Origin of the sequence: Anaerotruncus sp. AF02-27 (assembly GCF_003465835.1) — a bacterium.
In the GTDB taxonomy this organism is placed as follows: Bacteria; Bacillota; Clostridia; order Oscillospirales; family Ruminococcaceae; genus Anaerotruncus; species Anaerotruncus rubiinfantis.
In genome coordinates this window covers 10,465-31,878 of record NZ_QSBX01000003.1, presented here as the reverse complement: position 1 = coordinate 31,878, position 21,414 = coordinate 10,465, and the positions used below count along the sequence as shown (strand labels likewise).

Genomic DNA, 21,414 nt, shown 5'->3' with positions numbered 1-21,414 from the left:
ACATGGAAACCAACAAACCATGCAACAGCGGTTTTTCTTTATCGTTTTTTCCTCTGGCTGATAGGCGTTCCCATTTTCTTTGATTTTTTGAGAATCCCAATCAGCCAGCGAAATTCTTCATCTGACAGGTTTTTATAGTTGATACCGAGCTGCTTGCAGTAAAGAACAACCAGCTTTTCATCCCGGCTGCCCTTGAAATTTTCGACCGCGTCCAGATTTTCTTTCAGTTCATTGGCAACGGTGGTCTGGGGTGCACTCTCACTGTCCTTTTTATGGGCTTCCCGAATATCCCGGATAATCAGGTTGAGGTCATCCAGAACCATGTGACTGAAATACTCATCATCACTGATATGGGCGGCTTGCAGTACCTTCAAATGCGGGTCATCTTCGCCGGGGCGATACCGTTCAATGATTTCATGCCGGACGGTATCGACAAGGGCGTTGAGGTTCTGAATCTGCATGGTGGCAATCCCATCCACATAAATCTCAATGTCCGCAAGAAACTTGATAAAATCTTTATGTGTGGCAAGCTCACAGAGCAGACGGTTGTTAATCCGACCGCTTTTCAGAAGTGCTACCATCTCATCACTCAAATGCAGCTCCCTTAATGGCGTGTTGATCTCCGCCCGGTTCTCTGTCCGGCAAAAGAGATAATCGAGGGACACCCCATAAAAATCTGCCAGCAGGATAAGGTTGCCATGATTGATTTCCTTATAGTCATCTTTTTCATAACTGCCAAGAGCCGATTTTGAAATACCCGTTTGCTCTGCCAGTTCTTCCAGTTTTAATCCTTTGTTTAATCGTAAATCTTTTAGCCGTTCCTGTATTGTAGTAGCTCCGTTCATTGAAGCAGTTCCCCCTTCTGACGACATTTATAACCGTTGAATTGATTATACCATATCAATTCCACAATCGTGGAAATTTCTGATTTTTCCCCGAATTCCTACTTTGTGGACATACGGCACAGGGCACAAAAATGTTCTATGATACAGGTAGTTCATCGATGGATTATTCCAATCGAATGACCAGCCTGTGTGGGATATGCTTCCCCGGCGATGTAGTGCCATGACTTTTGGCAGGGATGTGGAGGAACCCTGACCGAAACGAGCGTACCAAAGGGAGCGATACGCCGCTGTGAGATTCAGGGGAGGAACGACACCGGGGAGAACTGGCGAACTGACACCGAAATGATACCGAAACACGACAATCTGATAGGGGGATAGTCTACCCTATCGCTGATACTTTGGGAGATTTTAGGCGGTTCTATGGCTGTAATTTTGCCGAAAATCGCCCCGAAACCATACACTAAAACGGGAGGAAGCGCAATATGCCGAGAATGAGCAAAAAGCGGAAGCATAAGCTTTCCTTTTACCTCAATGACCGGGGGCGTGTCACTTACAACGAATTATGCCGGAAATGCCAGCATGGGTGCAAGCAGAGCTTCCGGGCGGTTGTGGTTGACTGCCCCCGTTATTTATCCAAACGAGCAAAGAAAAAGGAGGAATACACAGAATGAATTTTGAATTTATGACGATAGACACACCATTGCCACCCTGTATGCCATTTCCAAGAGCGTTGACAGGATTTCCAGTCAGCAGCACCGCAAAGGTCATGTACTGCCGGATGCTGGATGTTATGCTCTCCAACGGTCAGGAGGACGAGAATGGAACCTTGTTTGTCTGCTTCCCTGTCACAGCCATTGCTACAGTCCTGTCCCGCAGTCCCATGACGGTCAAACGTTCTCTGAATGAACTGGAAATCGCCGGACTTATCATGCGGGTGCGTCAGGGCGTTGGAGAACCAAACAGGATTTATGTGCTGATACCGGGAAAGGAGGACGCTGCCCTTGCCTGATACCTCAAAGCTGGAAAAGCTCAACCGGGAGCTGGAAAAAAGTGAAAAGAAACTGCGGAAAGCCATCAATGATGAAAAGGCATTGCAGCACCAGTTAAAGCAGCTTACCCGAAAGGAACGGACGCACCGGCTCTGTACTCGTGGCGGTATGCTGGAAAGTTTTCTGCAAGAACCGGAACGCTTGACAGACGATGATGTCATGCTGTTGTTGAAACTCATTTTTCACAGGCAGGACACGCAGAAACTATTGAAAAAACTGCTGGAACGGGAGAAGCCGGAAACCCCTTAGTTTACTAAGGGCGCAATTATACACCACCCAGAGGTTGGTGCATTGCGTTCTCCGAAGGCTCCTCGCCGGAGGGCTGTGATTTTCCGCAGTCATGGTCTGCTCCAAATCAAACAGGGGACGCTACACCGTCTCCGCTCCGCTTCGGTCGGTGCAGGGCAAACGTCCACTGGACGTTTTGCACCCCTGCGCTGGCTGCCGCCAGCTACCCTTTTGTGGACTTGCCATCTGGGGATACCTTGCGTTGCAAGCTGTTCCCAGCCGACAAGTTTCATAAAATATGCTATCTTTTCAGGAGGTAATGAAGTATAATGAAAGCAGTAATAAAGATGAACTGGTAGAGGGAATCTTATGGAGAAATTACAATGGTTGACAGATAAAAACAAGTTCAGTTTCGGAGGATATTAGATATGAATAATGAATATGACAATAAGAATTTTTTCGACGAATATGCAAAAATGCCCCGTAGTCGAGAAGGTCTAAGTGCTGCCGGAGAATGGCACCAATTGAAACCGTTATTTCCTTCGGTCAAAGGAAAAAAGATTCTTGATTTAGGTTGTGGTTATGGATGGCATTGCAAATTTGCGGCTGAACAGGGAGCTGCGCATGTATTGGGAATAGATTTAAGCAGTAAGATGATTGAAGAAGCAAAAAAGCGTAATGCAGGAGAACAAATAGAGTATCGTGTTTGTGGAATAGATGAATACGAATACCCAGAGAATACATGGGATTGTGTTATTTCAAATCTGGCATTGCACTATATTGAAGATATAGAACTTATCTTCCAAAAAATTCATAGAACATTGAAACCAGATGGAATATTTCTCTTTAATATTGAACATCCCGTTTTTACTGCCGGAGTTGGACAAGACTGGATTTATACAGATGTAGGAACTCCAAAGTACTGGCCCATTGACAATTACTTTTTCTCAGGGGAGCGAAAAACACATTTTTTAGGGTGTGATGTAGTAAAGCAACACCACACACTTACGCAAATTATGATGGGGTTATTGAATAACAGTTTTGAACTTAAAGTGGTAGAAGAAGCAGAACCGCCGCAAGAAATGATGGATATTCCAGGCTTTCAAGATGAATTACGCCGTCCTATGATGCTGTTGGTAAAGTCAATCGCAAGAAAACCTATTATAAAAGAAAAATTATAATAAACTTAAGATTGTCATTAACACATCGGGTCAACTTGCCCCGAACTTTTACAACTAAATACCCGCCGCCCACACAGCGGCACACCGAGCAGGAAATCTGAAAAAGGTCTCCTGCTTTTTTTCTGCTCAAAATGAGGTGGTAAAACGCCACCCCATCCACCAAGCATAGAAAGGAGGGACACGAAATGCCCTGTCCACACAACGAAATCACGATTGTACAGCGAAGCCAGCGGCAGTCTGCGGTTGCCGCCGCTGCTTACCAGAGTGGCGAAAAGCTTTTCTGTGAATATGACCAGCAAGTGAAGCACTACCCGGAAAAGCGTGGTATCGTCCACAATGAAATCCTGCTCCCGGCAAATGCCCCACAGAAATATGCAGACCGCAATACCCTATGGAACGCCGCCGAAGCGGTGGAGAAACAATGGAACTCCCAGCTTGCAAGGCGGTGGGTGCTTACCATCCCCAGAGAGATACCGCCCGACCAGTACGCTGTCCTTGTCCGGGAGTTTTGTAAGCAGCAGTTTGTTTCCAAAGGCATGGTTGCTGATTTTGCAATCCATGACCCCCATCCGCCGGGACACAATCCCCACGCCCATGTCCTGCTGACTATGAGGGCAATGGACGAACATGGAAAATGGCTTCCAAAGAGCCGCAAGGTTTATGACCTTGACGAAAACGGGGAACGGATAAAACTTCCGTCCGGCAGGTGGAAAAGCCACAAGGAGGATACGGTGGATTGGAACGACCAGAAGTATTGCGAAATCTGGCGGCATGAATGGGAGGTCATCCAGAACCGCTATCTGGAAGCCAATGACCGCCCGGAGCGTGTGGACTTGCGTTCTTATGCCAGACAGGGGCTTGATATTATCCCTACTGTCCATGAGGGAGCTGCTGTCCGGCAGATGGAAAAGCGGGGTATCCAAACGAATATCGGCAACCTGAACCGGGAAATCAAAGCCGCCAACCGCCTGATGAAGTCTATCCGTCAGCTCATCCAAAACCTCAAAGGCTGGATTACCGAGCTGGGCGAAAAACGGAAAGAACTGCTTGCACAAAAGGCGGCGGAGGAAGCGACACTTCTTCCCGATCTTTTGATGAAATATATGGAGATACGCAAGGAAGAACGAAAAAACTGGACGAGGGCTGGACAGAACCGGGGGACTTCACAGGACTTAAAGGCAGTCAGTGAAGCCCTGTCCTATCTCCAGCAAAAGGGGCTTTCCACTGTGGAGGACTTAGAAGCATTTCTGGAATCTTCCGGGAAATCAGCCGCAGATTACCGCAATCAGATGAAGCCAAAGGAAGCCCGAAGCAAAGTGATTGACGGAATTCTTGCCAGCCGGACAGACTGCAAGGAATGTAAGCCTGTCTATGAGAAGTACCAGAAGATATTTTTTAAGAAAACAAAGGAGAAATTCAAACAGGAACACCCGGAGGTTGCCCGGTATGAGAAAGCCGCTGCCTACCTTGCCAAGCACCCGGACGATAAGGACAGCACCCAAAAGGAACTGCAACAGGAGCAGGAAACGCTTCTCAGCGAAATCGCAGAGCTGAAAGCACCGCTGACCGAGGTACAGGAGGATTTGAAGAAATTGCGGGACATCCGCTACTGGGTACGGAAAGCCACTCCCGGCACAGAGGAAAGCAAAGAGCCGCCCAAGAAACAGCCCATTAAGGAAGCCTTGCAGGATAAGGCAGACGAGAAAAAAGCTCAAAGAACCGCCCCGGAGCAGACGAAACACAGACAACAGGATATGGAACTTTAACAGGCACTTGCCATTTTCAATCAGAGAATGTCAGGTGCTTTTTTCTTTTTAAGGAGGGATAGATTTGAATGTATTTGAAGCTGTGAAGCAGTCCGTCACAACAAGACAGGCTGCGGAGCATTATGGAATCCATGTAGGTCGGAACGGGATGGCTTGCTGTCCGTTCCATAACGATAAAACCCCAAGCATGAAGCTGGATCGGCGTTACCACTGCTTCGGCTGCGGTGCGGATGGGGATGTGATTGATTTTGCCGCCGCCCTGTATGGGCTGGGAAAGAAAGAAGCCGCCGTACAGCTGGCACAGGACTTCGGGCTTTCCTATGAGGACTGGAAACCGCCGGAAAAGAAAAAAAAGCCCAAGCCCCGGCAGAAATCCCCGGAGGAACAGTTTCAGGAAGCAAAAAACCGTTGCTTCCGTATCCTTGCCGATTATCTCCACCTACTTCGAGTGTGGAGAAAGGAATATGCCCCGCACTCTCCAGAGGAAGTCTTTCATCCCCGGTTTGTGGAAGCCTTACAGAAGCAAGACCAAGTGGAATATCTGCTGGATGTGCTGCTGTTCGGGGAAACAGAGGAAAAAGCGGCTTTGATTACGGACTACGGAAAGGATGTGATACAGCTTGAACAGCGAATGGCAGAGCTTGCAGCCGCAGACGCAGCAAGAACTAAAAAACACCATGAACGCCATGCAGCCGCCCCAGAGCATTGAGGAAATCAAGGCGGGGATGGAAACTACCGAGAAAGGCGGTGTCCGTCAGAGCATACGGAACTGCCTGACTGTATTCCAGCATGACCCTCTGCTTTCCGGGGCTATCGCATACAACATTCTGACCGACCGCAAGGACATCATAAAGCCCATCGGCTTCCACAGAGAAAGCACAGCCCTGAACGATACGGATATGAAGTATCTGCTTCTCTATCTGGAAGAAACCTATGGGCTTACCAATGAGAAAAAGATTGATAATGCCATCGGGATTGTGGCGAATGAAAACAAGTACCATCCCATCCGGGACTATTTAAGTTCCCTTGTGTGGGACGGGACAGAGCGAATTCGCTTCTGCCTGCGGCACTTTCTGGGGGCTGACACAGACGATTACACCTATGAAGCGTTGAAGCTGTTCCTGCTGGGTGCAATCTCACGAGCCTTTCAGCCGGGATGCAAATTTGAAATCATGCTCTGTCTGGTAGGCGGTCAGGGGGCTGGCAAGTCCACCTTCTTCCGTCTGCTGGCAGTCCGGGACGAGTGGTTCTCCGATGATTTGCGGAAGCTGGACGATGACAATGTGTACCGCAAGCTGCAAGGTCACTGGATTATCGAAATGTCGGAAATGATGGCAACCGCCAACGCCAAGAGCATTGAGGAAATCAAGTCATTTTTAAGCCGACAGAAAGAGGTTTACAAGATACCCTATGAAACTCACCCGGCAGACCGCCCCCGTCAGTGCGTGTTTGGCGGCACTTCCAATGTTCTTGACTTCCTGCCCCTTGACCGTTCCGGCAATCGCCGCTTTATCCCCGTCATGGTTTACCCGGAGCAAGCCGAGGTTCACATTTTGGAGGACGAAGCTGCTTCCAGAGCCTATATCGGGCAGATGTGGGCAGAAGCGATGGAGATTTACCGAAGCGGCAGGTTCAAGCTGGCTTTCAGCCCCGCCATGCAGCGGTATCTCAAAGAACACCAGCGGGATTTTATGCCGGAGGACACCAAAGCCGGGATGATACAGGCGTATCTTGATAAGTACACCGGGAGCATGGTCTGCTCCAAGCAGCTCTATAAGGAAGCCTTGAACCATGCTTTTGACGAGCCGAAGCAATGGGAAATCCGGGAAATCAACGAGATTATGAACCAGTGCATTTCCGGCTGGCGGTACTTCCAAAACCCAAGAATGTTTTCCGAATATGGCAGACAAAAGGGCTGGGAGCATGAAAACCCGGCAACGGACTTATGCAACCCGTCTGAAAAAACAATGGACGGTTTTGTGGAGGTCATAGAACAGATGGAGCTTCCATTCTGAAAATGACAGCCCGTTGCACCCCCTGTTGCTATCCCGTTGCCGAGCCGGTTGCCGGGGAAAAAACCTTATTTCCGGGCTTTTCTCCCTTATAACAACCAAAACAACAGAAAAATAAAAGAAAAGTATAAATGGTAACCATCGCCAGATTGAGATTGTTTGCAAGGTCTTTTGAAGCCGGTTGCCGGACTTCGTTGCCGACACCCTCTGTCTGGCTATTTTCATGCATGGAGGATAACTGCCTATGGCGAATAATAAGCTGAATATTGAAGGAAAAAATTACTCGGATATTCCGGTGTGGCGTAGATATACGCTTACCATTGAGGAAGCAGCCAGATATTATCATATCGGCGAAGGAAAATTGAGAACGCTTATTGACACACATCCCAATGAGGATTTTTATGTGATGAACGGCAATCGTGCCCTCATTAAGCGTGAGAAATTTGAGAGGTATCTGGATCAGGCTACTGCTGTGTAAACAGAGCTGACAGATTTACCGATTTCACATGATATAACTATGCGGAGAGCTGTATTTGTGCTATGATAAGAGTGCAAGTCTGGCTCTCTTTTTTTGAAAGGAGAGTTCACGATGAGTGAGAAAAGACGAGATAACCGTAATCGGATTTTGCGAGAGGGCGAGTACCAGCGTAAAGATGGGAGGTATCGGTTCCGCTATATTGATGAGGACGGAAAAGAGAAAAATGTATACAGTTGGCGTTTGGACAAGAATGATCCAATGCCAAAAGGGAAGAAGCGGGAGCCTTCCCTGCGTGAGAAAGAAAAACAGATTGAAGCGGATTTGTTTGACCGTATCGTAACCAACGGTGGCAACTATACTGTTTTGGAACTGGTAGAAAAGTATGTTTCATTGAAAACAGGAGTTCGTCACAATACGGTTGCCGGATATAAAACGGTCATCAATATGCTGAAAAAAGAGAGTTTTGGGAATCTGCGAATTGATAAGGTGCGTTTGTCAGATGCAAAGGCATGGTTGATTAAGCTCCAGCAGATTGATGGACGGGGATACAGTTCCATTCATTCTATCCGGGGAGTTCTAAGACCGGCATTTCAGATGGCGGTAGACGATGATTTGCTTCGTAAAAATCCATTTGAATTTGAGCTTGCATCCGTCATTGTCAATGATTCTGTTACCAGAGAAGCGATTACCCGAAAGCAGCAGAGAGATTTGCTAAAGTTTATTCAGGAAGATAAACATTTTAGCAGATACTATGGTGCAATCTATATTCTTTTTCACACAGGGCTTCGTATCTCAGAGTTCTGTGGACTGACGGTTTCAGAAATCGAGTTTGGAGAAATGCGTATCAAGGTAGACCATCAGTTACAGCGTACTGCACAGATGCAGTATGTAATTGAAGAACCAAAAACTGACAAAGGCATCCGCTATGTGCCGATGACGGAAGCTGTCGCAGCGTGTTTTTGCAGAATCATTGCTAACCGCAAGACACCAAAAGTTGAACCGATGGTGGAAGGATATGCAGGATTTTTGTTTCTGGATAAAAACGATATGCCGATGGTTGCCCTTCACTGGGAAAAGTATCTGGAGCATATCATTCAGAAATACAACAGGATTTACCGTATCCAGATGCCGAAAGTTACCCCTCATGTATGCAGGCACACCTTTTGCTCTAATATGGCAAAATCCGGGATGAATCCGAAAACCTTGCAGTATATCATGGGTCACGCAGACATCAGTGTAACCTTGAACACTTACACCCATGTGAATTTTGATGATGCAAAGGAAGAAGTATATCGGATAGCGAATAGTTAAAAAAGCCCGTTGGTAAGGACGCTTGCTTTACCAATGGATTTACCAAGATTGCAGGGAAAAACATAAGAAAAAATGAGAAGATTTGAGAAGATACCTTGAAAAGAAAGGAAAACTCAAAAGTCAGAAAACCCTGAAATATCAAGCGTTTGAGAAGAAATACAAGACTTAAATGGAGATATAAAAAGATGATTAGAGTATTATTTATTTGCCACGGCAACATCTGCCGCAGTCCGATGGCCGAATTTATTTTCCGTGATCTCGCCGCAAAACACGGGGTCAGCGCCGCCGTCCAAACCGCGTCCGCCGCCACAAGCGCCGAGGAAATCGGCAACCCGGTCTACCCCGCCGCCAAATGCAAGCTGCTGGAGCACGGCATCACCTGCGAAGGCAAGCGTGCGGTCCAGCTGACCCGCGCCGACTATGAAAATTACGATTACCTGATCGGCATGGAAAACCGCAACCTCATAAACATGCAGCGGATTTTAGGCCCGGACAAAGACCGCAAGGTTTTCCGGCTGCTCGATTTCTCCCCCCGGCCGCGTGACATCTCAGATCCATGGTATTCGGATGATTTTGACACTGCTTGGAAAGATATCTGTGAAGGCTGCGAGGCGCTGCTCCAATATCTGGCCAAACGCGGTGAACTCTGCGCATAAAATTTTTCAAACCGCCCGGAAAGGTGTTGACTTTTCCGGGCGGTTATATATAATAATATATGAACAATATTTCATATGAATGGTTGTGAAAATATGCTTGATCAAAATGACGTTGAACGCTGCGAATACATCCACGCGCATGAAGATATCATCCGCAAAGTCACCCAGGAGATGCCGGAAGATGAAATCCTTTATGATCTGGCCGAACTTTTCAAAATTTTTGGCGATTCCACCCGGATCAAAATCCTCTATGTGCTCTTCGAATCCGAGATGTGCGTCTGCGACATCGCGCAGCTTTTGAACATGACCCAGAGCGCCATCTCCCACCAGCTGCGTGCGCTCAAACAAAGCAAGCTCGTCAAATACCGCCGCGAAGGCAAAACCGTCTTTTACTCCCTTGCGGATGGACATGTCCGCACGATCATCAACCAGGGCATGGAACATGTCGCTGAATAGAATGAATCTTTCATTGGAGGGATATCTTATGAAAAAGCACTTTAAACTGCAGGATCTCGACTGTGCAAACTGCGCCGTCAAGATGGAAAACGCTGTGAAAAAGCTGGATGGTGTAAACGACGTTGCCATCAGCTTCATGACCCAGAAAATGACCATTGACGCGGACGACGCCCGTTTCGACGAAATCATGCGCGAAGTCGTCAAAACCTGCAGAAAGATCGAACCTGACTGTACCATCTGCCTGTAATTTTCCGCATCCCGAAATTGCGACGATAGAGGGGTTATACGATGAATAAAAAACAAAAACTGACCTTATACCGGATTCTGGGCGCCGCGGTGCTCTTTGCGGCGGCGCTGCTGCTCCCGGCGCAAGGACCGCTGCGGTTGGTTGCCTTTCTGGGGCCTTACGCGGTCATCGGCTACGACGTGCTCTGGCGCGCGGGCCGCAATATTTTTCGTGGGCAGGTCTTTGATGAGAACTTCCTGATGGCGCTGGCTACAGTTGGCGCATTCTGCACCGGAGAATATCCGGAAGGCGTGGCCGTTATGTTGTTCTACCAGGTTGGTGAACTCTTCCAGAGCTATGCTGTAGGCCGTTCCCGCCAGTCGATTGCCAGCCTCATGGATATCCGGCCCGATTATGCCAATATCGAGCGGGGCGGACAGCTCCTGCAGGTTGATCCGGATGAGGTCGCGGTCGGCGATGTGATTGTTGTCAAGGCGGGAGAAAAGATCCCGCTTGACGGCATGGTGCTCGAGGGCGCCTCGGCGATCGATACCGCCGCGCTCACCGGCGAATCGCTGCCGCGAAACGTAGAGTCCGGCGACGACGTGATCAGCGGCTGCGTAAACCTCAGCGGCCTCATCCACGTGCGGGTCACCAAGGCGTTTGGAGAGTCCACCGTGGCAAAAATTCTCGATCTCGTGGAGAACGCAGGCAACAAAAAGGCACGTGCCGAGAATTTCATCACCCGGTTCGCCCGCTGGTATACGCCCGCAGTGGTCACCGCGGCCCTGCTGCTCGCAGTGATCCCGCCGCTTACGATGGGGCTGCCGTGGTCCGACTGGGTCCACCGGGCACTCATCTTCCTGGTCATCTCCTGCCCATGCGCGCTGGTCATTTCGGTGCCGCTCTCCTTCTTCGGGGGGATCGGCGGCGCCTCAAAAACCGGTATTCTCGTCAAGGGCGGCAACTACCTCGAGGTGCTCGCGGACACCGAAATCGTGGTCTTTGACAAAACCGGCACGCTGACCAAAGGCGTTTTCAACGTCACCGCGATCCATCCGGACGAATTCTCGGAAGCCAAGCTGCTCGAACTGGCCGCTTACGCGGAATGCTTTTCCGACCATCCAATCTCCCGCTCGCTACGGGAGGCCTACGGCATGGAGATCGACCAGAGCCGCGTCACCGGCGTGGAAGAACTCTCCGGCCGCGGCGTACGCGCCACGGTTGGCGGACAGATGGTCTGCGCGGGCAACGACAAACTGATGGACGAAATCGGCGTGGCATGGCACCCCTGCCATAAAGTTGGAACCACCGTTCATGTGGCGGTCGACGGGGCCTATGCCGGGCACATCGTCATCTCCGACGAACTCAAGCCCGATGCGAAAGCGGCAATCGCCGCGCTGAAGGCGCAGGGCGTGCGTAAGACGGTCATGCTGACCGGGGACGCGAAAGCGGTCGGCGAAAGCGTGGCAAAGGAGCTCGGGCTCGACGAAGTCCACGCCCAGCTGCTGCCCGCCGACAAGGTCGGCCGGGTCGAAGCGCTCCTTTGCGAAAAGTCCCCGAAGGGCAAGCTTGCCTTCGTGGGTGACGGCATCAATGACGCGCCGGTCCTTTCCCGCGCCGACATCGGCATTGCGATGGGGGCGCTCGGTTCCGACGCGGCGATCGAAGCGGCTGATATCGTGCTGATGGATGACAAGCCGTCGAAAATCGCTTCCGCTATGCGCATCTCGAAAAAAACGCTGCGTATCGTGCGTCAGAATATTGTCTTTGCGCTTGGCGTCAAGGCGTTGGTTCTCATACTGGGTGCGTGCGGCCTTGCGAACATGTGGGAAGCTGTCTTTGCTGATGTGGGCGTATCGGTCATCGCGATCCTCAACGCCTCCCGCGCGCTGCGTCCCGACAAATGACCAAAAAGCCCGCTTCGGCGGGCTTTTGAGCGCCTTGGGCAGCTTGACTTTTTCTGCTGCCGGGCCTATAATTTTGTTACGTATCAATCGCGGCTAGATGAAAGCGGACAGGCCTTCCAAACTGGCCCGTCCTGAAATGAGGGACAATATCATTGCTTACACTCGAACAGATCACATGGGGCGCTCCTGGCGGGGAACGCGTCCTGAAAGGCGTTGACCTTTCGATCCCGGACGGCAAGCTCATTGTCGTCACCGGGCCGAACGGCGGCGGCAAGACTACCATCGCCAAGCTGATCGCCGGGCTTGAAAAGCCCGATTCCGGTCGTATCCTGCTCGACGGAGAGGACATCACCGGCCTTGATATCACCGGGCGCGCCCGGCGCGGCATCAGCTACGCCTTCCAACAGCCGGTACGCTTCAAAGGCGTGACCGTGCGCGACCTGGTCGAACTGGCGGCAGGCGGATCGCTTTCGGAGGACAAACTCTGCGAAATTCTCAGCCGGGTGGGGCTATGCGCCCGGGAATATGTCGACCGCGAGGTAAACGGCAGCCTTTCGGGCGGCGAAATCAAGCGTATTGAAATCGCAACCGTGCTCGCGCGGCACACCCGCATCTCCATCTTCGACGAGCCCGAAGCGGGCATCGACCTCTGGAGTTTCTCGAATCTTATCAGTGTCTTTCAGGAGATGCGCGAGAGCCTGGATGGGACGCTCATCATCATCTCGCACCAGGAGCGGATCCTCTCGATCGCGGACGAGCTGGTTGTGATCGCTGACGGGCTTGTACAGGAGCGCGGCCCGCGCGATAAGATCCTGCCAAAGCTGCTCGGCGGCGAGGAACGCTGCGGCCATTGCCCCAACCTGGAGGAGGGAACTGCATCATGAATCATGTCACTCAGGAGCTGCTCGCGGCTGTTTCCGATTGGGCCGGCTCTTTTTCAGGCGCGTTTAATATCCGCGAGGACGGCGGATGCGCGGGCCGCCAATCGACCGAACACGTCAAAATCGAACCCAAACAATTTCAGCCGGGCCTTGATATCCGCATCCTGCCCGGGACCCATGGTGAAACGGTTTCGATTCCCGCCATCGTCACTCACGGCAATGTGGATGACCTGGTCTACAACGACTTCTTTGTCGGCGAAGGCGCTGACGTGACCATCGTCGCGGGCTGCGGCGTGCATACCGAGGATGCCTCGGCTGCCCGACACAACGGTATCCATCGCTTTTTCCTTTCGAAAGGCGCGCATGTCCGCTATGTGGAAAAGCATCTCGGGACCGGCCATGGCACCGGTCTGCGGTCGATCGATCCGGTCACCGAAGCGACCCTTGAAGAGGACGCGGTGCTCGAGATGGACACCTCCCAGATTGGCGGCGTGGACCGCACGACCCGCACTATGAAGGCGACGGTCGGCCCGCGCGCCAAATTGCTTATCCACGAACGCCTTTTGACCGAGGGCGATCAGCAGGCCAAAACGGATTTCGAAGTCGTGCTCGATGGCGAGGACTCCGGCGTCGATCTCATCTCCCGTTCGGTGGCGCGCGGCAATTCCCATCAGGCCTACCGTTCCCGTATCGTCGGAAACGCGCGCTGCACCGGCCATTCGGAGTGCGACGCCATCATCGCGGACAACGGCACGGTGGACGCCGCCCCCGAGCTCACCGCCAGCCATGGCGACGCGGCCCTCATCCACGAAGCTGCTATTGGCAAGATCGCGGGTGAGCAGATCCTCAAGCTGCGCACCCTGGGGCTCACCGAATCGGAAGCCGAAGCGAAGATTGTCGCCGGGTTCCTCAAATAAACATCACCGCAAAAGCGGCCCGCCGGAGATTCCCGGCGGGCCGCTTCTTGTATCCGTCTTTTTTTGGAGGTGTTCCCCGGCCGGGCCCATTTTACAGCAGCATTGGGCCCGGCTGGGGAACGGGGTTAAATCAACTTTGGAAGCGGCAGGCTCATCTGCCGTCATGGGATGGGGCGGGCGGACTGCTTTCGCTTTTGCAGCCGCAGCATCCGCGCCCGCCTTTGCAGCCGGAGCAGCCGACACATTCACCGTTTTTGGCCTTGCGGAAAGCGTATCTTGCCGCAAAGAACATCAAAAGCACCAACCCACCAAAGATCACCCAGGTAATCATAAAAGCCTTCCTTTCCGCCGCGCCATCCAATGTCGTTCCCGTCGGCCCCGCGGCGAGGCGGCCGGTCTTTTTCCGTTATTTTCTTCAGGCATTCACGCCAACCGGAAGCGCTTTGGGGTTCTTCTTATCCGGATTGCAGCTTCGGAAAAGCAGCCACAGCAGCACCGCCACACATATAAGCGCCAGCACCTGCCCAATCCCGAACGGCACTCCGTAGAACAACGCCCCACCCAGCTGGTTGATGATGAAGCCCATCACATACGCCATACCGGTCATATAGCCGATTGCGAACCAGGTCCATTTTGCGCTCATCATCTCGCGCCGGATCGCCCCGATTGCCGCGAAGCAGGGCGCGCAGGTCAGGTTGAACACCATGAAGGCCAACGCGCTCGCGCTGGTTGTGAACAGCCCCGGCAGCGCCGCCAGCAGCGCGGGGTCGTCCTCGGCCACTTCGCCAAGCCCAAACAGCACCCCAAAAGTTGCAACCACATTTTCCTTTGCGACAAGCCCGGTCACACTCGCGACAGCCGCCTGCCAGTTGCCGAATCCCAACGGAAGGAACAGCGGCGCGAGCACGCCTCCGATCGCCGCCAGCATGCTGGCGTTCTGGTCGTCCACCAGGCCGAACCCTTCCGGGCCAAAGCCGAAGTTCTGCAAAAACCAGATGACCCCGCAGGCCACAAAGATCACCGTACCGGCTTTAATGATAAACGCCTTGCCGCGCTCCCACATGTGGATCAGCACGCCCTTCGGCGCCGGAAAGTGATACTGCGGCAACTCCATGACGAACGGCGCCGGATCGCCCGCGAACATCTTTGTTTTTTTGAGGATGATGCCCGAGATGATCACCATGAAGATTCCGAAGAAGTAGGTCGCCGGCGCCATCCAGGTGATCTCCGGGAACACCGCGCCCGCGATCAGCGCAATAATCGGCAGCTTCGCCCCGCACGGGATAAAAGTCGTTGTCATAATCGTCATCCGCCGGTCCTTCTCATTCTCGATCGTGCGGGTCGCCATAATGCCCGGCACCCCGCAGCCGGACGAGATCAGCATCGGGATAAAGCTCTTGCCCGAAAGCCCGAATTTACGGAAGATGCGGTCCATGATGAACGCCACGCGCGCCATATACCCACAGTCCTCCAGAATGGACAGGAAGAAGAACAGGATGAACATCTGCGGCACAAAGCCGAGCACCGCGCCCACACCGCCGATGATCCCGTCGACGAGCAGGCCGATGAGCCATTGCGCTGCTCCCGCGCTCTCCAAAAGGCCGGTCACAGCGGGCTGGATTGTCTCGGCAAACAGCGTGTCGTTCATCCAGTCGGTCACAATGGTGCCGAGCCACGAAACCGACACATAGTAAACAACATACATGATAACCGCAAAGATCGGCAGCGCCAGCCATCGGTTGGTCACCACCTGGTCGATCTTGTCCGAAACGGTCATCCCAGCGCGGCGTTTCTGTACACAGTTCTTGACCAGCCTGGCAATATACTGGTAACGTTCGTTGGTAATGATGCTTTCGCTGTCGTCGTCAAATGCCTTTTCGCAGCCCGCGATGATCTCTTCCACCTGTTTGCGCGCATCGACGGGAAGCGAAAGCTTCGCCATCGCTTTTTCATCCCGCTCAAACAGCTTGATCGTGTTCCAGCGCAGGCTTTCCGCCGGCACTATCCCCTCGATGAGACGCCCAATCTGTCCGAGCGCCTCCTCGACCTTTGCGTCGAAGGTGTGCTGCGGCGTTGTTTTCATCCCGGTCTTTGCCATTTCCACCGCGCGCCGGGCCACCTCATGCGACCCGGCCCCTTTTACCGCGGATGTTTCGATGATTTCGCATCCCAGCGCCTCGGAAAGCTTTTGCGTGTCGATTGCATCGCCATTTTTCTTGACGATGTCGATCATATTGAGCGCGATAATCACCGGAATCCCCATTTCGGTCAGCTGGGTGGTGAGATAAAGGTTGCGTTCGATGTTCGAAGCGTCCACCAGGTCGACCACCACGCTCGGCCGCTCCTCCATGATGTAGTCCCGCGTCACTACTTCCTCCAGTGTGTACGGCGATAGCGAATACACGCCCGGCAGGTCGGTCACGATGACATCCTTGTGCCCTTTGAGCCTGCCCTCCTTCTTTTCCACCGTGACTCCCGGCCAGTTTCCCACGTACTGGCTCGATCCGGTCAGGTCGTTAAACATCGTCGTTTTCCCGCAGTTCGGATTGCCTGCGAGCGCAATCTTGATTGTCATATGCATCCTCCCCATCTTTGTTCCATCGTTAGTCATCACTAACCCGTGTTCGTAAAAATCTTCAGTCCACAAAGATATTCTGCGCGTCGCCCTTGCGGATCGACAGCTCGTAACCGCGCACCGTCACCTCAACCGGATCGCCCAGCGGCGCCACCTTGCGCACATAGATGGAGGCCCCTTTGGTGATCCCCATATCCATGATCCGCCGCTTAAGCGCCCCTTCGCCTCCAAGTTTGGCCACCGTGACCGTTTCCCCGCATTTGATTTCCCGCAATGTTTTCATGAGATTCCCTCCTCTATCATGATCCGGTTCGCCATCGCTTTGCTCAGCGCAATCCGGGTATCCTTGATATTTACGATCAGGTTCCCGCCCAGCTCGGACACGACTGTCACCTCTCCGCCTTCCACAAAGCCCAGGCTTTCCAGAAACCGCCTCGTTTCATCCTTTCCGTGGATCATTTTCACTTTGCTCCGGCTGCCTGTCTGTGCCATTGTCAACGGCATAATCTTTACCATCCCTTTCTGTTAGGGTCTGCTAACTTTCTCATTAAAGATATGGGTTAGCTTTAACTAACCCTTTCTATTTATGTAGTTTACACTTGCTAACTTGATTTGTCAAGCATTTCCTAAAAATTTTTCCATCGCGTCTTTTTTCTCCACATGTTTGCCCGCGAAGAAAAACCGGGCCGCGCAGCCATTGCCGCGCGGCCCGGTTTTCCTTATTTTTTCAGGCTTTCCCGATAGACCACATCCACAGAAAGGGTCATTCGGGAGGCCGGCTTCACACCGCTGATCATATCATACAGGGTCCGCGCGGCGGTCATGCCCATAATCCCCATCTTGTTGTCAACCGAAGTGAGTTCCGGACTGCTGACCTCGGTGTAGACCGAATTGTTAAAACCGGCCACTTCCACATCCTGCGGCACCCGCTTGCCGAGTTTTTTCAACGCCTTGATGCCGCCGACCGCCGCGATATCCTCCCCGAAGAGGATCGCGGTGATCAGAGGATTGCGTTCGAGCAGCCTGCGAGTGGAATCCATGCCGCCTTCGATGGAACAGACCCCGCGGTGGATATTGTCCCGGTTGCAGGCAATCCCCATCCGTTCAAATGCCTCCAGATAGCCCTGACATTTCTGCCGGGAACTGGCGTTGTCAAAGTCCTGCACAAAACCGATCTGGGTGTGCCCGCGCCGCAGAAGGCTTGTCACGCATTCACAGACGCCTCCGCGGTCGTCACAGAGAATGCCGCAGACATTCGGCAGCGGCAGATAGCCGTTTGCCATGACGACCGGCGTTTCAGGCAGGTGCCTGGCAATCTCATTCTGGATATACCGGGTCTGAAAAACCGAACCGAGCAGCACCACGCCGTCCACCTTGCGCGCGCCCATCATGCGCAGGTAATTGCTCTGGCTTTCGGGCTCCTCGCCGGTATTGCAAAGCATGCAGCAATAACCCAGCCTGCTGAATTCCTGCTCGATGGTATAGGCGGTGTTGGAATGGTGCAGTTCCCGGATATCGGTGACCAGAATACCGATCGTGCGCATTGAGCTGCTCACAAGGCTCTGGGCGAACATGCTGGGGGTATAATGGTTCTCATCAAGCACTTTCTGTACCTTCAGACGGGTTTCCTCCCGCAGATTCTGCTTGTTGTTGAGCACCCGCGAAACGGTGGACGGCGAAACACCGGCCAGCTTCGCGATGTCGTAGATGGTCAATGTCGGTCCCTCCCGTCTTTTTCACATGCCGTTTTCCGGCATCGCATATCCGCCGCCTGTGCGGGCTGGATTACATCGCTTTGATCTGCGCCCAGATTTCCTCAAGGACCGGGATACCGTTTGCGAGGTTGTCACGGCGGGTCAGGATCTCCGGCTCTCCGGGATAGAGGATTTTTCCACCTTCTGTGGCCGGTTCGGAAGCTTTGATATCGTCGATGACCTCGTTGATCAGCATGTCGGAGATATTCTGTGCGGCAACATGGCGTGGATCGATCGCGATCAGCATCTGGGAGAGCGCATATTCTTCCTCACACTTTTTACCGACAGCGGTAACCGAAAGGCCGCCGGAAAGCACGGTCGCCACCAGGTCGAGCGCAATCGAGATACCGGAGCCCTTCCAGTAACCGATCGGCAGCACCCGCCAGGTCTTTTCGATCTCAGCCGGGTCAGTGGTGACGTTGCCATTGGAGTCATAGCCGCCGACAACCGGCAGCGGTATCTTTTTGAGCCGGCACTCCTCGATTTTTCCATAGGAGAACTGCGCCATCGCGCAGTCGATCACAACATGCTCGCCGTTCGAGCGCGGGATTGCAATGATGAAAGGGTTATTGCCGATGCGGCGGTCTTTGCCGCCCCAGGCGGGCATATTGGGCATCGTGTTGGTCCAGCAGATGCCGATGCAGCCTGCGTCCGCCGCCTGCCAGCCGAAATATCCGCCGCGCATCCAGTGGTTGTTGTTGCCGAGCGCCACGACACCCACGCCATATTCGCCCGCAAGCTCCACTGCACGGTCCATGCAGCGCTTCGCATTGAGGTTTCCCATGCCAAGCTGGCCGTCCCAGCGTTCAAACCCTCCGCTTCCGCCAACCCTGATCGCTTTCTTGTCCGGCTTGATGTAGCCTTTTTCGATGTAGGAAACGACGCGTGGGAAGCGGTTGACGCCGTGGGAATAGACGCCGTCCACACTGTTGTCGGCAAAAATTTTCGCCGCTTCGAGCGCATCCGTTTCGTCAAAGCCTTTTTTGATCAGGACGCGGTTAAATTCTGCCACCAGTTCGTCATAAGGGATTCTCATATGTTTTCCTCCTCAAATTGTTGTAAAGTTCTGTGAAACCGGTTTTATGAATTTAATTTACCACACTTCCTGCAAATGTCAAGGAATCAACCCACATTTTCTCCCAACTTCATAAGAAGAAACCATTTTTCTTATTGCCTTTCCACAATATTCATGAAACCGGTTCTATTTGGTTTCAAAAATTGCCCCCGCCCGAAAACCGGGCGGGGAACGCAGTTCCACACTTTTTCAGGCACGGTAATACCGGCCAGCCGCATCCGCCGCTAAGATAGCGTTATAAACGCTGTCCTCGGTGATGAGGAACGGCTCCGCCTGGATCAGCTTATTCTCGACCGCTGTCTTATGCGCGATGATTCGCACATTCTCCGGTGTGGCCTCCACATTGAGGTCGCCGAGCGTGACCGGCAGACCCACCGCCGTCATGAAGCCGAGCACCTCGTCGACCAGTTCGCCCGGCGCGTTTTCCAGCATGAGCTGGCAGACCACGCCAAACGCCACCTTTTCCCCATGGTAGAACCGGTGGGTGGAAGGCAGCTCGGTGAGACCCGCATGGATACCGTGCGCACAGGCACAGCCTGTATTTTCAAAGCCCAGGCCGGAGAGCAGGGTATTCGCCTCGATGACATTTTCGACCCCTTCGCTGCAGCAGCCCGCCTCAAGCGAAAGCTTTGCACGCAGTCCGTCCGCCAGCAGGATGTCATAGCACATCTGCGCGATCGCCATGCCTGCCTTGCAGCGGCGATATCCGCCGCCGATATAGTTGGCGCTGTCCGAACGGTCGTTGGCGGCGGCTTCGAAATAGGTTGCGAGCGCATCGCCCATACCGGAGACAAACAGCCGGACCGGTGCCTTCGCAATGATCTCGGTATCCATCAGTACCATCTCCGAGTGACGTTTATGCCGCACGTTTTTGACATAGACGCCGTCTTTGGTATAGATGACCGACATGGCCGAAGTCGGCGCGTCGGTCGAGGCGGAAGTAGGCGCGATAATCAGCGGAAGCCCCACTTCGTTTGCGATGACCTTCATCGTGTCGAGCGTCTTGCCGCCGCCCACGCCGACCAGTACGTCCGCGCCGAATTCCCCGGCGAGCCTGCCGACCCGCTCGAATTCCTCCTGGCAGCACTCGCCTTCGAATCTGATCGCCAGATATTCCGACTGGGTCGGGCCGTAGATGCCCGCAAGCCGGGCATTCAACCCGTCATATAAAAAACCGTCAATCAAAAAACAAACCTTCGGGCCAAAGCCGCTGGTATAACGTTCGAGATTGTCAAATTCACCCGGTCCCTGGATATATTTCAGCGGGCAGGCAAAGGCCCTTGTGCTTGTCGTAGTCATGATGTGCCCCTCCTTCAACTTTCTAACTGTTTCAGCAACAGATCCATCACTTCGATGCTGTCCGCGACGACCCCATAATCGGCGTGGTCGAAGATCGGCGCGCGCCGGTCGGTGTTGACCGCGATGATATAATCGGAGGCCCCCATCCCGGCGAGGTGCTGCACCGCGCCGGAAATTCCGAAGGCCAGATAGAGCTTTGGCCGCACCGTCACACCGGTTTGCCCCACCTGCGCCGCATACGGCGCAAGCCCAGCGTTGACCGCCGCGCGCGACGCGCCAAGCGGACAGCCGAGACGCCCCGCAAGCTCAGAAAGCTTCGCAAAGCCTTCCCTGCCGCCCGCGCCAAGCCCGCCCGCAACGATCAGCTGCGCGCCGGTAAGCGTCTGCGCGGGTGCTTCGCACACCCGGCGCAGCAGCCGCAGAGGAAGATCCAGCTTCGGAACCGCGAGCGGTTTCACCGAACCGGTGCGGGAATAATCGAGCACAGGCGCGGGCATCGCTTTCGGCCGAACCGTCGCCATCTGCGGCAGGCTCCCGGTGCCGACGATCTCGGCCAGAATGTTCCCTCCGAACGCGGGCCGGGTCTGCACGAGCAGATCCCCTTCCATCGCAAGGCCGGTGCAGTCGGCGGTGAGCCCGGCGCCGAGCAGCGCCGCCACCTGCGGGGCGGCCGCGCGGCCGTAAACGGTGGCGGGCAGCAGAATCGCGAGCGGCGGCGTCTCCTTCGCCGCGGCCGCCACGATCCGCGCGGTTTCATAAGCGGTGCGCACAGTGGACGCGGCCGGGGCCGCGCGG

The 21,414-nt window shown here is 53.5% G+C and carries 24 protein-coding genes and 1 pseudogene; 15 read left to right on the top strand and 10 right to left on the bottom strand.

Going from position 1 to position 21,414, the window contains the following annotated elements; genetic code table 11:
• Nucleotides 1-38 precede the first annotated feature (38 nt).
• Nucleotides 39-845, bottom strand: coding sequence for a helix-turn-helix domain-containing protein (locus tag DWV16_RS03895; protein ID WP_118477855.1), 807 nt, complete (start codon nt 843-845; stop codon nt 39-41).
• Nucleotides 846-1,327: 482 nt separating this feature from the next.
• On the opposite strand from DWV16_RS03895, the gene DWV16_RS03890 reads away from it, so the two are divergent.
• From DWV16_RS03890 to DWV16_RS03810, 15 genes are all read left to right on the top strand, one after another.
• Complete coding sequence (locus tag DWV16_RS03890; protein ID WP_118477854.1) at nt 1,328-1,516, top strand: hypothetical protein; 189 nt, start codon at nt 1,328-1,330, stop codon at nt 1,514-1,516.
• Nucleotides 1,513-1,854, top strand: a complete 342-nt coding sequence (locus tag DWV16_RS03885) for a DeoR family transcriptional regulator (protein WP_118477853.1) — start codon at nt 1,513-1,515, stop codon at nt 1,852-1,854. Before DWV16_RS03890 ends, DWV16_RS03885 begins: the two co-directional genes overlap by 4 nt.
• Nucleotides 1,847-2,143, top strand: a complete 297-nt coding sequence (locus DWV16_RS03880; RefSeq protein WP_118477852.1) for a DUF3847 domain-containing protein — start codon at nt 1,847-1,849, stop codon at nt 2,141-2,143. Before DWV16_RS03885 ends, DWV16_RS03880 begins: the two co-directional genes overlap by 8 nt.
• Nucleotides 2,144-2,550: 407 nt before the next feature.
• The gene (locus tag DWV16_RS03870; protein WP_118477850.1) at nt 2,551-3,303 is read left to right on the top strand and encodes a bifunctional 2-polyprenyl-6-hydroxyphenol methylase/3-demethylubiquinol 3-O-methyltransferase UbiG; all 753 of its coding nucleotides are present in this window, start codon (nt 2,551-2,553) and stop codon (nt 3,301-3,303) included.
• 185 nt (nt 3,304-3,488) lie between these two features.
• The gene (gene mobQ / locus DWV16_RS03865; RefSeq protein WP_118477849.1) at nt 3,489-5,069 is read left to right on the top strand and encodes a MobQ family relaxase; all 1,581 of its coding nucleotides are present in this window, start codon (nt 3,489-3,491) and stop codon (nt 5,067-5,069) included.
• 64 nt (nt 5,070-5,133) lie between these two features.
• Nucleotides 5,134-5,778, top strand: a complete 645-nt coding sequence (locus DWV16_RS03860) for a CHC2 zinc finger domain-containing protein (protein ID WP_118477848.1) — start codon at nt 5,134-5,136, stop codon at nt 5,776-5,778.
• A complete protein-coding gene (locus DWV16_RS03855; protein ID WP_118477847.1) occupies nt 5,747-7,084 on the top strand; it encodes a virulence-associated E family protein in 1,338 nt (445 codons plus the stop codon). Before DWV16_RS03860 ends, DWV16_RS03855 begins: the two co-directional genes overlap by 32 nt.
• A 241-nt stretch (nt 7,085-7,325) precedes the next feature.
• Entirely contained in the window at nt 7,326-7,559 is a 234-nt protein-coding gene (locus tag DWV16_RS03845) for an excisionase (RefSeq protein ID WP_008703749.1), read from the top strand.
• Between the two features lie 111 nt (nt 7,560-7,670).
• A complete protein-coding gene (locus DWV16_RS03840; RefSeq protein ID WP_118477845.1) occupies nt 7,671-8,870 on the top strand; it encodes a site-specific integrase in 1,200 nt (399 codons plus the stop codon).
• Between the two features lie 185 nt (nt 8,871-9,055).
• On the top strand, nt 9,056-9,526 hold the full coding sequence (locus DWV16_RS03835; RefSeq protein WP_118477844.1) for a low molecular weight protein-tyrosine-phosphatase: 471 nt from the start codon (nt 9,056-9,058) through the stop codon (nt 9,524-9,526).
• A 93-nt stretch (nt 9,527-9,619) separates the two neighbouring features.
• A complete protein-coding gene (locus DWV16_RS03830; RefSeq protein ID WP_066452652.1) occupies nt 9,620-9,982 on the top strand; it encodes a metalloregulator ArsR/SmtB family transcription factor in 363 nt (120 codons plus the stop codon).
• Between the two features lie 28 nt (nt 9,983-10,010).
• Nucleotides 10,011-10,229: a cation transporter gene (locus DWV16_RS03825; protein WP_118477843.1), complete on the top strand. Its 219-nt coding sequence runs from the start codon at nt 10,011-10,013 to the stop codon at nt 10,227-10,229.
• A gap of 41 nt (nt 10,230-10,270) precedes the next feature.
• Nucleotides 10,271-12,118: a heavy metal translocating P-type ATPase gene (locus DWV16_RS03820; RefSeq protein ID WP_118477842.1), complete on the top strand. Its 1,848-nt coding sequence runs from the start codon at nt 10,271-10,273 to the stop codon at nt 12,116-12,118.
• Nucleotides 12,119-12,270: 152 nt separating this feature from the next.
• Nucleotides 12,271-13,002, top strand: coding sequence for an ABC transporter ATP-binding protein (locus DWV16_RS03815; protein ID WP_066452516.1), 732 nt, complete (start codon nt 12,271-12,273; stop codon nt 13,000-13,002).
• The gene (locus DWV16_RS03810) at nt 12,999-13,916 is read left to right on the top strand and encodes a SufD family Fe-S cluster assembly protein (RefSeq protein WP_066452517.1); all 918 of its coding nucleotides are present in this window, start codon (nt 12,999-13,001) and stop codon (nt 13,914-13,916) included. Before DWV16_RS03815 ends, DWV16_RS03810 begins: the two co-directional genes overlap by 4 nt.
• Before the next feature lie 151 nt (nt 13,917-14,067).
• Here the strand turns inward: DWV16_RS03810 and DWV16_RS03805 are convergent, their stop codons facing one another.
• The 9 genes and pseudogenes from DWV16_RS03805 to DWV16_RS03770 all read right to left on the bottom strand — a co-directional run.
• Nucleotides 14,068-14,247 carry a FeoB-associated Cys-rich membrane protein gene (locus DWV16_RS03805; protein ID WP_066452518.1) on the bottom strand — a complete coding sequence of 60 codons (180 nt, stop codon included), beginning with the start codon at nt 14,245-14,247 and terminating at the stop codon, nt 14,068-14,070.
• A gap of 84 nt (nt 14,248-14,331) precedes the next feature.
• Nucleotides 14,332-16,491, bottom strand: a complete 2,160-nt coding sequence (gene feoB, locus DWV16_RS03800; protein WP_118477841.1) for a ferrous iron transport protein B — start codon at nt 16,489-16,491, stop codon at nt 14,332-14,334.
• A 61-nt stretch (nt 16,492-16,552) separates the two neighbouring features.
• Nucleotides 16,553-16,774 (bottom strand): FeoA family protein, encoded by a 222-nt coding sequence (locus DWV16_RS03795; RefSeq protein ID WP_066452522.1) that lies wholly within the window; start codon nt 16,772-16,774, stop codon nt 16,553-16,555.
• Nucleotides 16,771-16,995, bottom strand: a complete 225-nt coding sequence (locus DWV16_RS03790) for a FeoA family protein (protein WP_066452527.1) — start codon at nt 16,993-16,995, stop codon at nt 16,771-16,773. Before DWV16_RS03790 ends, DWV16_RS03795 begins: the two co-directional genes overlap by 4 nt.
• Before the next feature lie 215 nt (nt 16,996-17,210).
• Nucleotides 17,211-18,035, bottom strand: coding sequence for a substrate-binding domain-containing protein (locus DWV16_RS03785; RefSeq protein WP_255420051.1), 825 nt, complete (start codon nt 18,033-18,035; stop codon nt 17,211-17,213).
• 42 nt (nt 18,036-18,077) lie between these two features.
• Nucleotides 18,078-18,209, bottom strand: a pseudogene (locus tag DWV16_RS19755) (LacI family DNA-binding transcriptional regulator); the annotation flags it as partial.
• Nucleotides 18,210-18,276: 67 nt separating this feature from the next.
• On the bottom strand, nt 18,277-19,281 hold the full coding sequence (yiaK, locus tag DWV16_RS03780; RefSeq protein ID WP_066452530.1) for a 3-dehydro-L-gulonate 2-dehydrogenase: 1,005 nt from the start codon (nt 19,279-19,281) through the stop codon (nt 18,277-18,279).
• A gap of 228 nt (nt 19,282-19,509) precedes the next feature.
• Nucleotides 19,510-20,619 (bottom strand): glycerol dehydrogenase, encoded by a 1,110-nt coding sequence (locus DWV16_RS03775; RefSeq protein WP_118477840.1) that lies wholly within the window; start codon nt 20,617-20,619, stop codon nt 19,510-19,512.
• 14 nt (nt 20,620-20,633) lie between these two features.
• Nucleotides 20,634-21,414: electron transfer flavoprotein subunit alpha/FixB family protein (locus DWV16_RS03770; RefSeq protein ID WP_199719761.1), on the bottom strand; the 781-nt coding region annotated here is incomplete at its 5' end.

What these genes read in the sequence shown, in the direction of transcription:
- DWV16_RS03895 (WP_118477855.1), bottom strand. Translation starts at nt 845, where the DNA reads ATGAACGGAGCTACTACAATACAGGAACGGCTAAAAGATTTACGATTA.
- DWV16_RS03890 (WP_118477854.1), top strand. Translation starts at nt 1,328, where the DNA reads ATGCCGAGAATGAGCAAAAAGCGGAAGCATAAGCTTTCCTTTTACCTC.
- DWV16_RS03885 (WP_118477853.1), top strand. Translation starts at nt 1,513, where the DNA reads ATGAATTTTGAATTTATGACGATAGACACACCATTGCCACCCTGTATG.
- DWV16_RS03870 (WP_118477850.1), top strand. Translation starts at nt 2,551, where the DNA reads ATGAATAATGAATATGACAATAAGAATTTTTTCGACGAATATGCAAAA.
- mobQ (WP_118477849.1), top strand. Translation starts at nt 3,489, where the DNA reads ATGCCCTGTCCACACAACGAAATCACGATTGTACAGCGAAGCCAGCGG.
- DWV16_RS03855 (WP_118477847.1), top strand. Translation starts at nt 5,747, where the DNA reads ATGAACGCCATGCAGCCGCCCCAGAGCATTGAGGAAATCAAGGCGGGG.
- DWV16_RS03845 (WP_008703749.1), top strand. Translation starts at nt 7,326, where the DNA reads ATGGCGAATAATAAGCTGAATATTGAAGGAAAAAATTACTCGGATATT.
- DWV16_RS03840 (WP_118477845.1), top strand. Translation starts at nt 7,671, where the DNA reads ATGAGTGAGAAAAGACGAGATAACCGTAATCGGATTTTGCGAGAGGGC.
- DWV16_RS03835 (WP_118477844.1), top strand. Translation starts at nt 9,056, where the DNA reads ATGATTAGAGTATTATTTATTTGCCACGGCAACATCTGCCGCAGTCCG.
- DWV16_RS03830 (WP_066452652.1), top strand. Translation starts at nt 9,620, where the DNA reads ATGCTTGATCAAAATGACGTTGAACGCTGCGAATACATCCACGCGCAT.
- DWV16_RS03825 (WP_118477843.1), top strand. Translation starts at nt 10,011, where the DNA reads ATGAAAAAGCACTTTAAACTGCAGGATCTCGACTGTGCAAACTGCGCC.
- DWV16_RS03820 (WP_118477842.1), top strand. Translation starts at nt 10,271, where the DNA reads ATGAATAAAAAACAAAAACTGACCTTATACCGGATTCTGGGCGCCGCG.
- DWV16_RS03810 (WP_066452517.1), top strand. Translation starts at nt 12,999, where the DNA reads ATGAATCATGTCACTCAGGAGCTGCTCGCGGCTGTTTCCGATTGGGCC.
- DWV16_RS03805 (WP_066452518.1), bottom strand. Translation starts at nt 14,247, where the DNA reads ATGATTACCTGGGTGATCTTTGGTGGGTTGGTGCTTTTGATGTTCTTT.
- feoB (WP_118477841.1), bottom strand. Translation starts at nt 16,491, where the DNA reads ATGACAATCAAGATTGCGCTCGCAGGCAATCCGAACTGCGGGAAAACG.
- DWV16_RS03795 (WP_066452522.1), bottom strand. Translation starts at nt 16,774, where the DNA reads ATGAAAACATTGCGGGAAATCAAATGCGGGGAAACGGTCACGGTGGCC.
- DWV16_RS03790 (WP_066452527.1), bottom strand. Translation starts at nt 16,995, where the DNA reads ATGCCGTTGACAATGGCACAGACAGGCAGCCGGAGCAAAGTGAAAATG.
- DWV16_RS03785 (WP_255420051.1), bottom strand. Translation starts at nt 18,035, where the DNA reads ATGCGCACGATCGGTATTCTGGTCACCGATATCCGGGAACTGCACCAT.
- yiaK (WP_066452530.1), bottom strand. Translation starts at nt 19,281, where the DNA reads ATGAGAATCCCTTATGACGAACTGGTGGCAGAATTTAACCGCGTCCTG.
- DWV16_RS03775 (WP_118477840.1), bottom strand. Translation starts at nt 20,619, where the DNA reads ATGACTACGACAAGCACAAGGGCCTTTGCCTGCCCGCTGAAATATATC.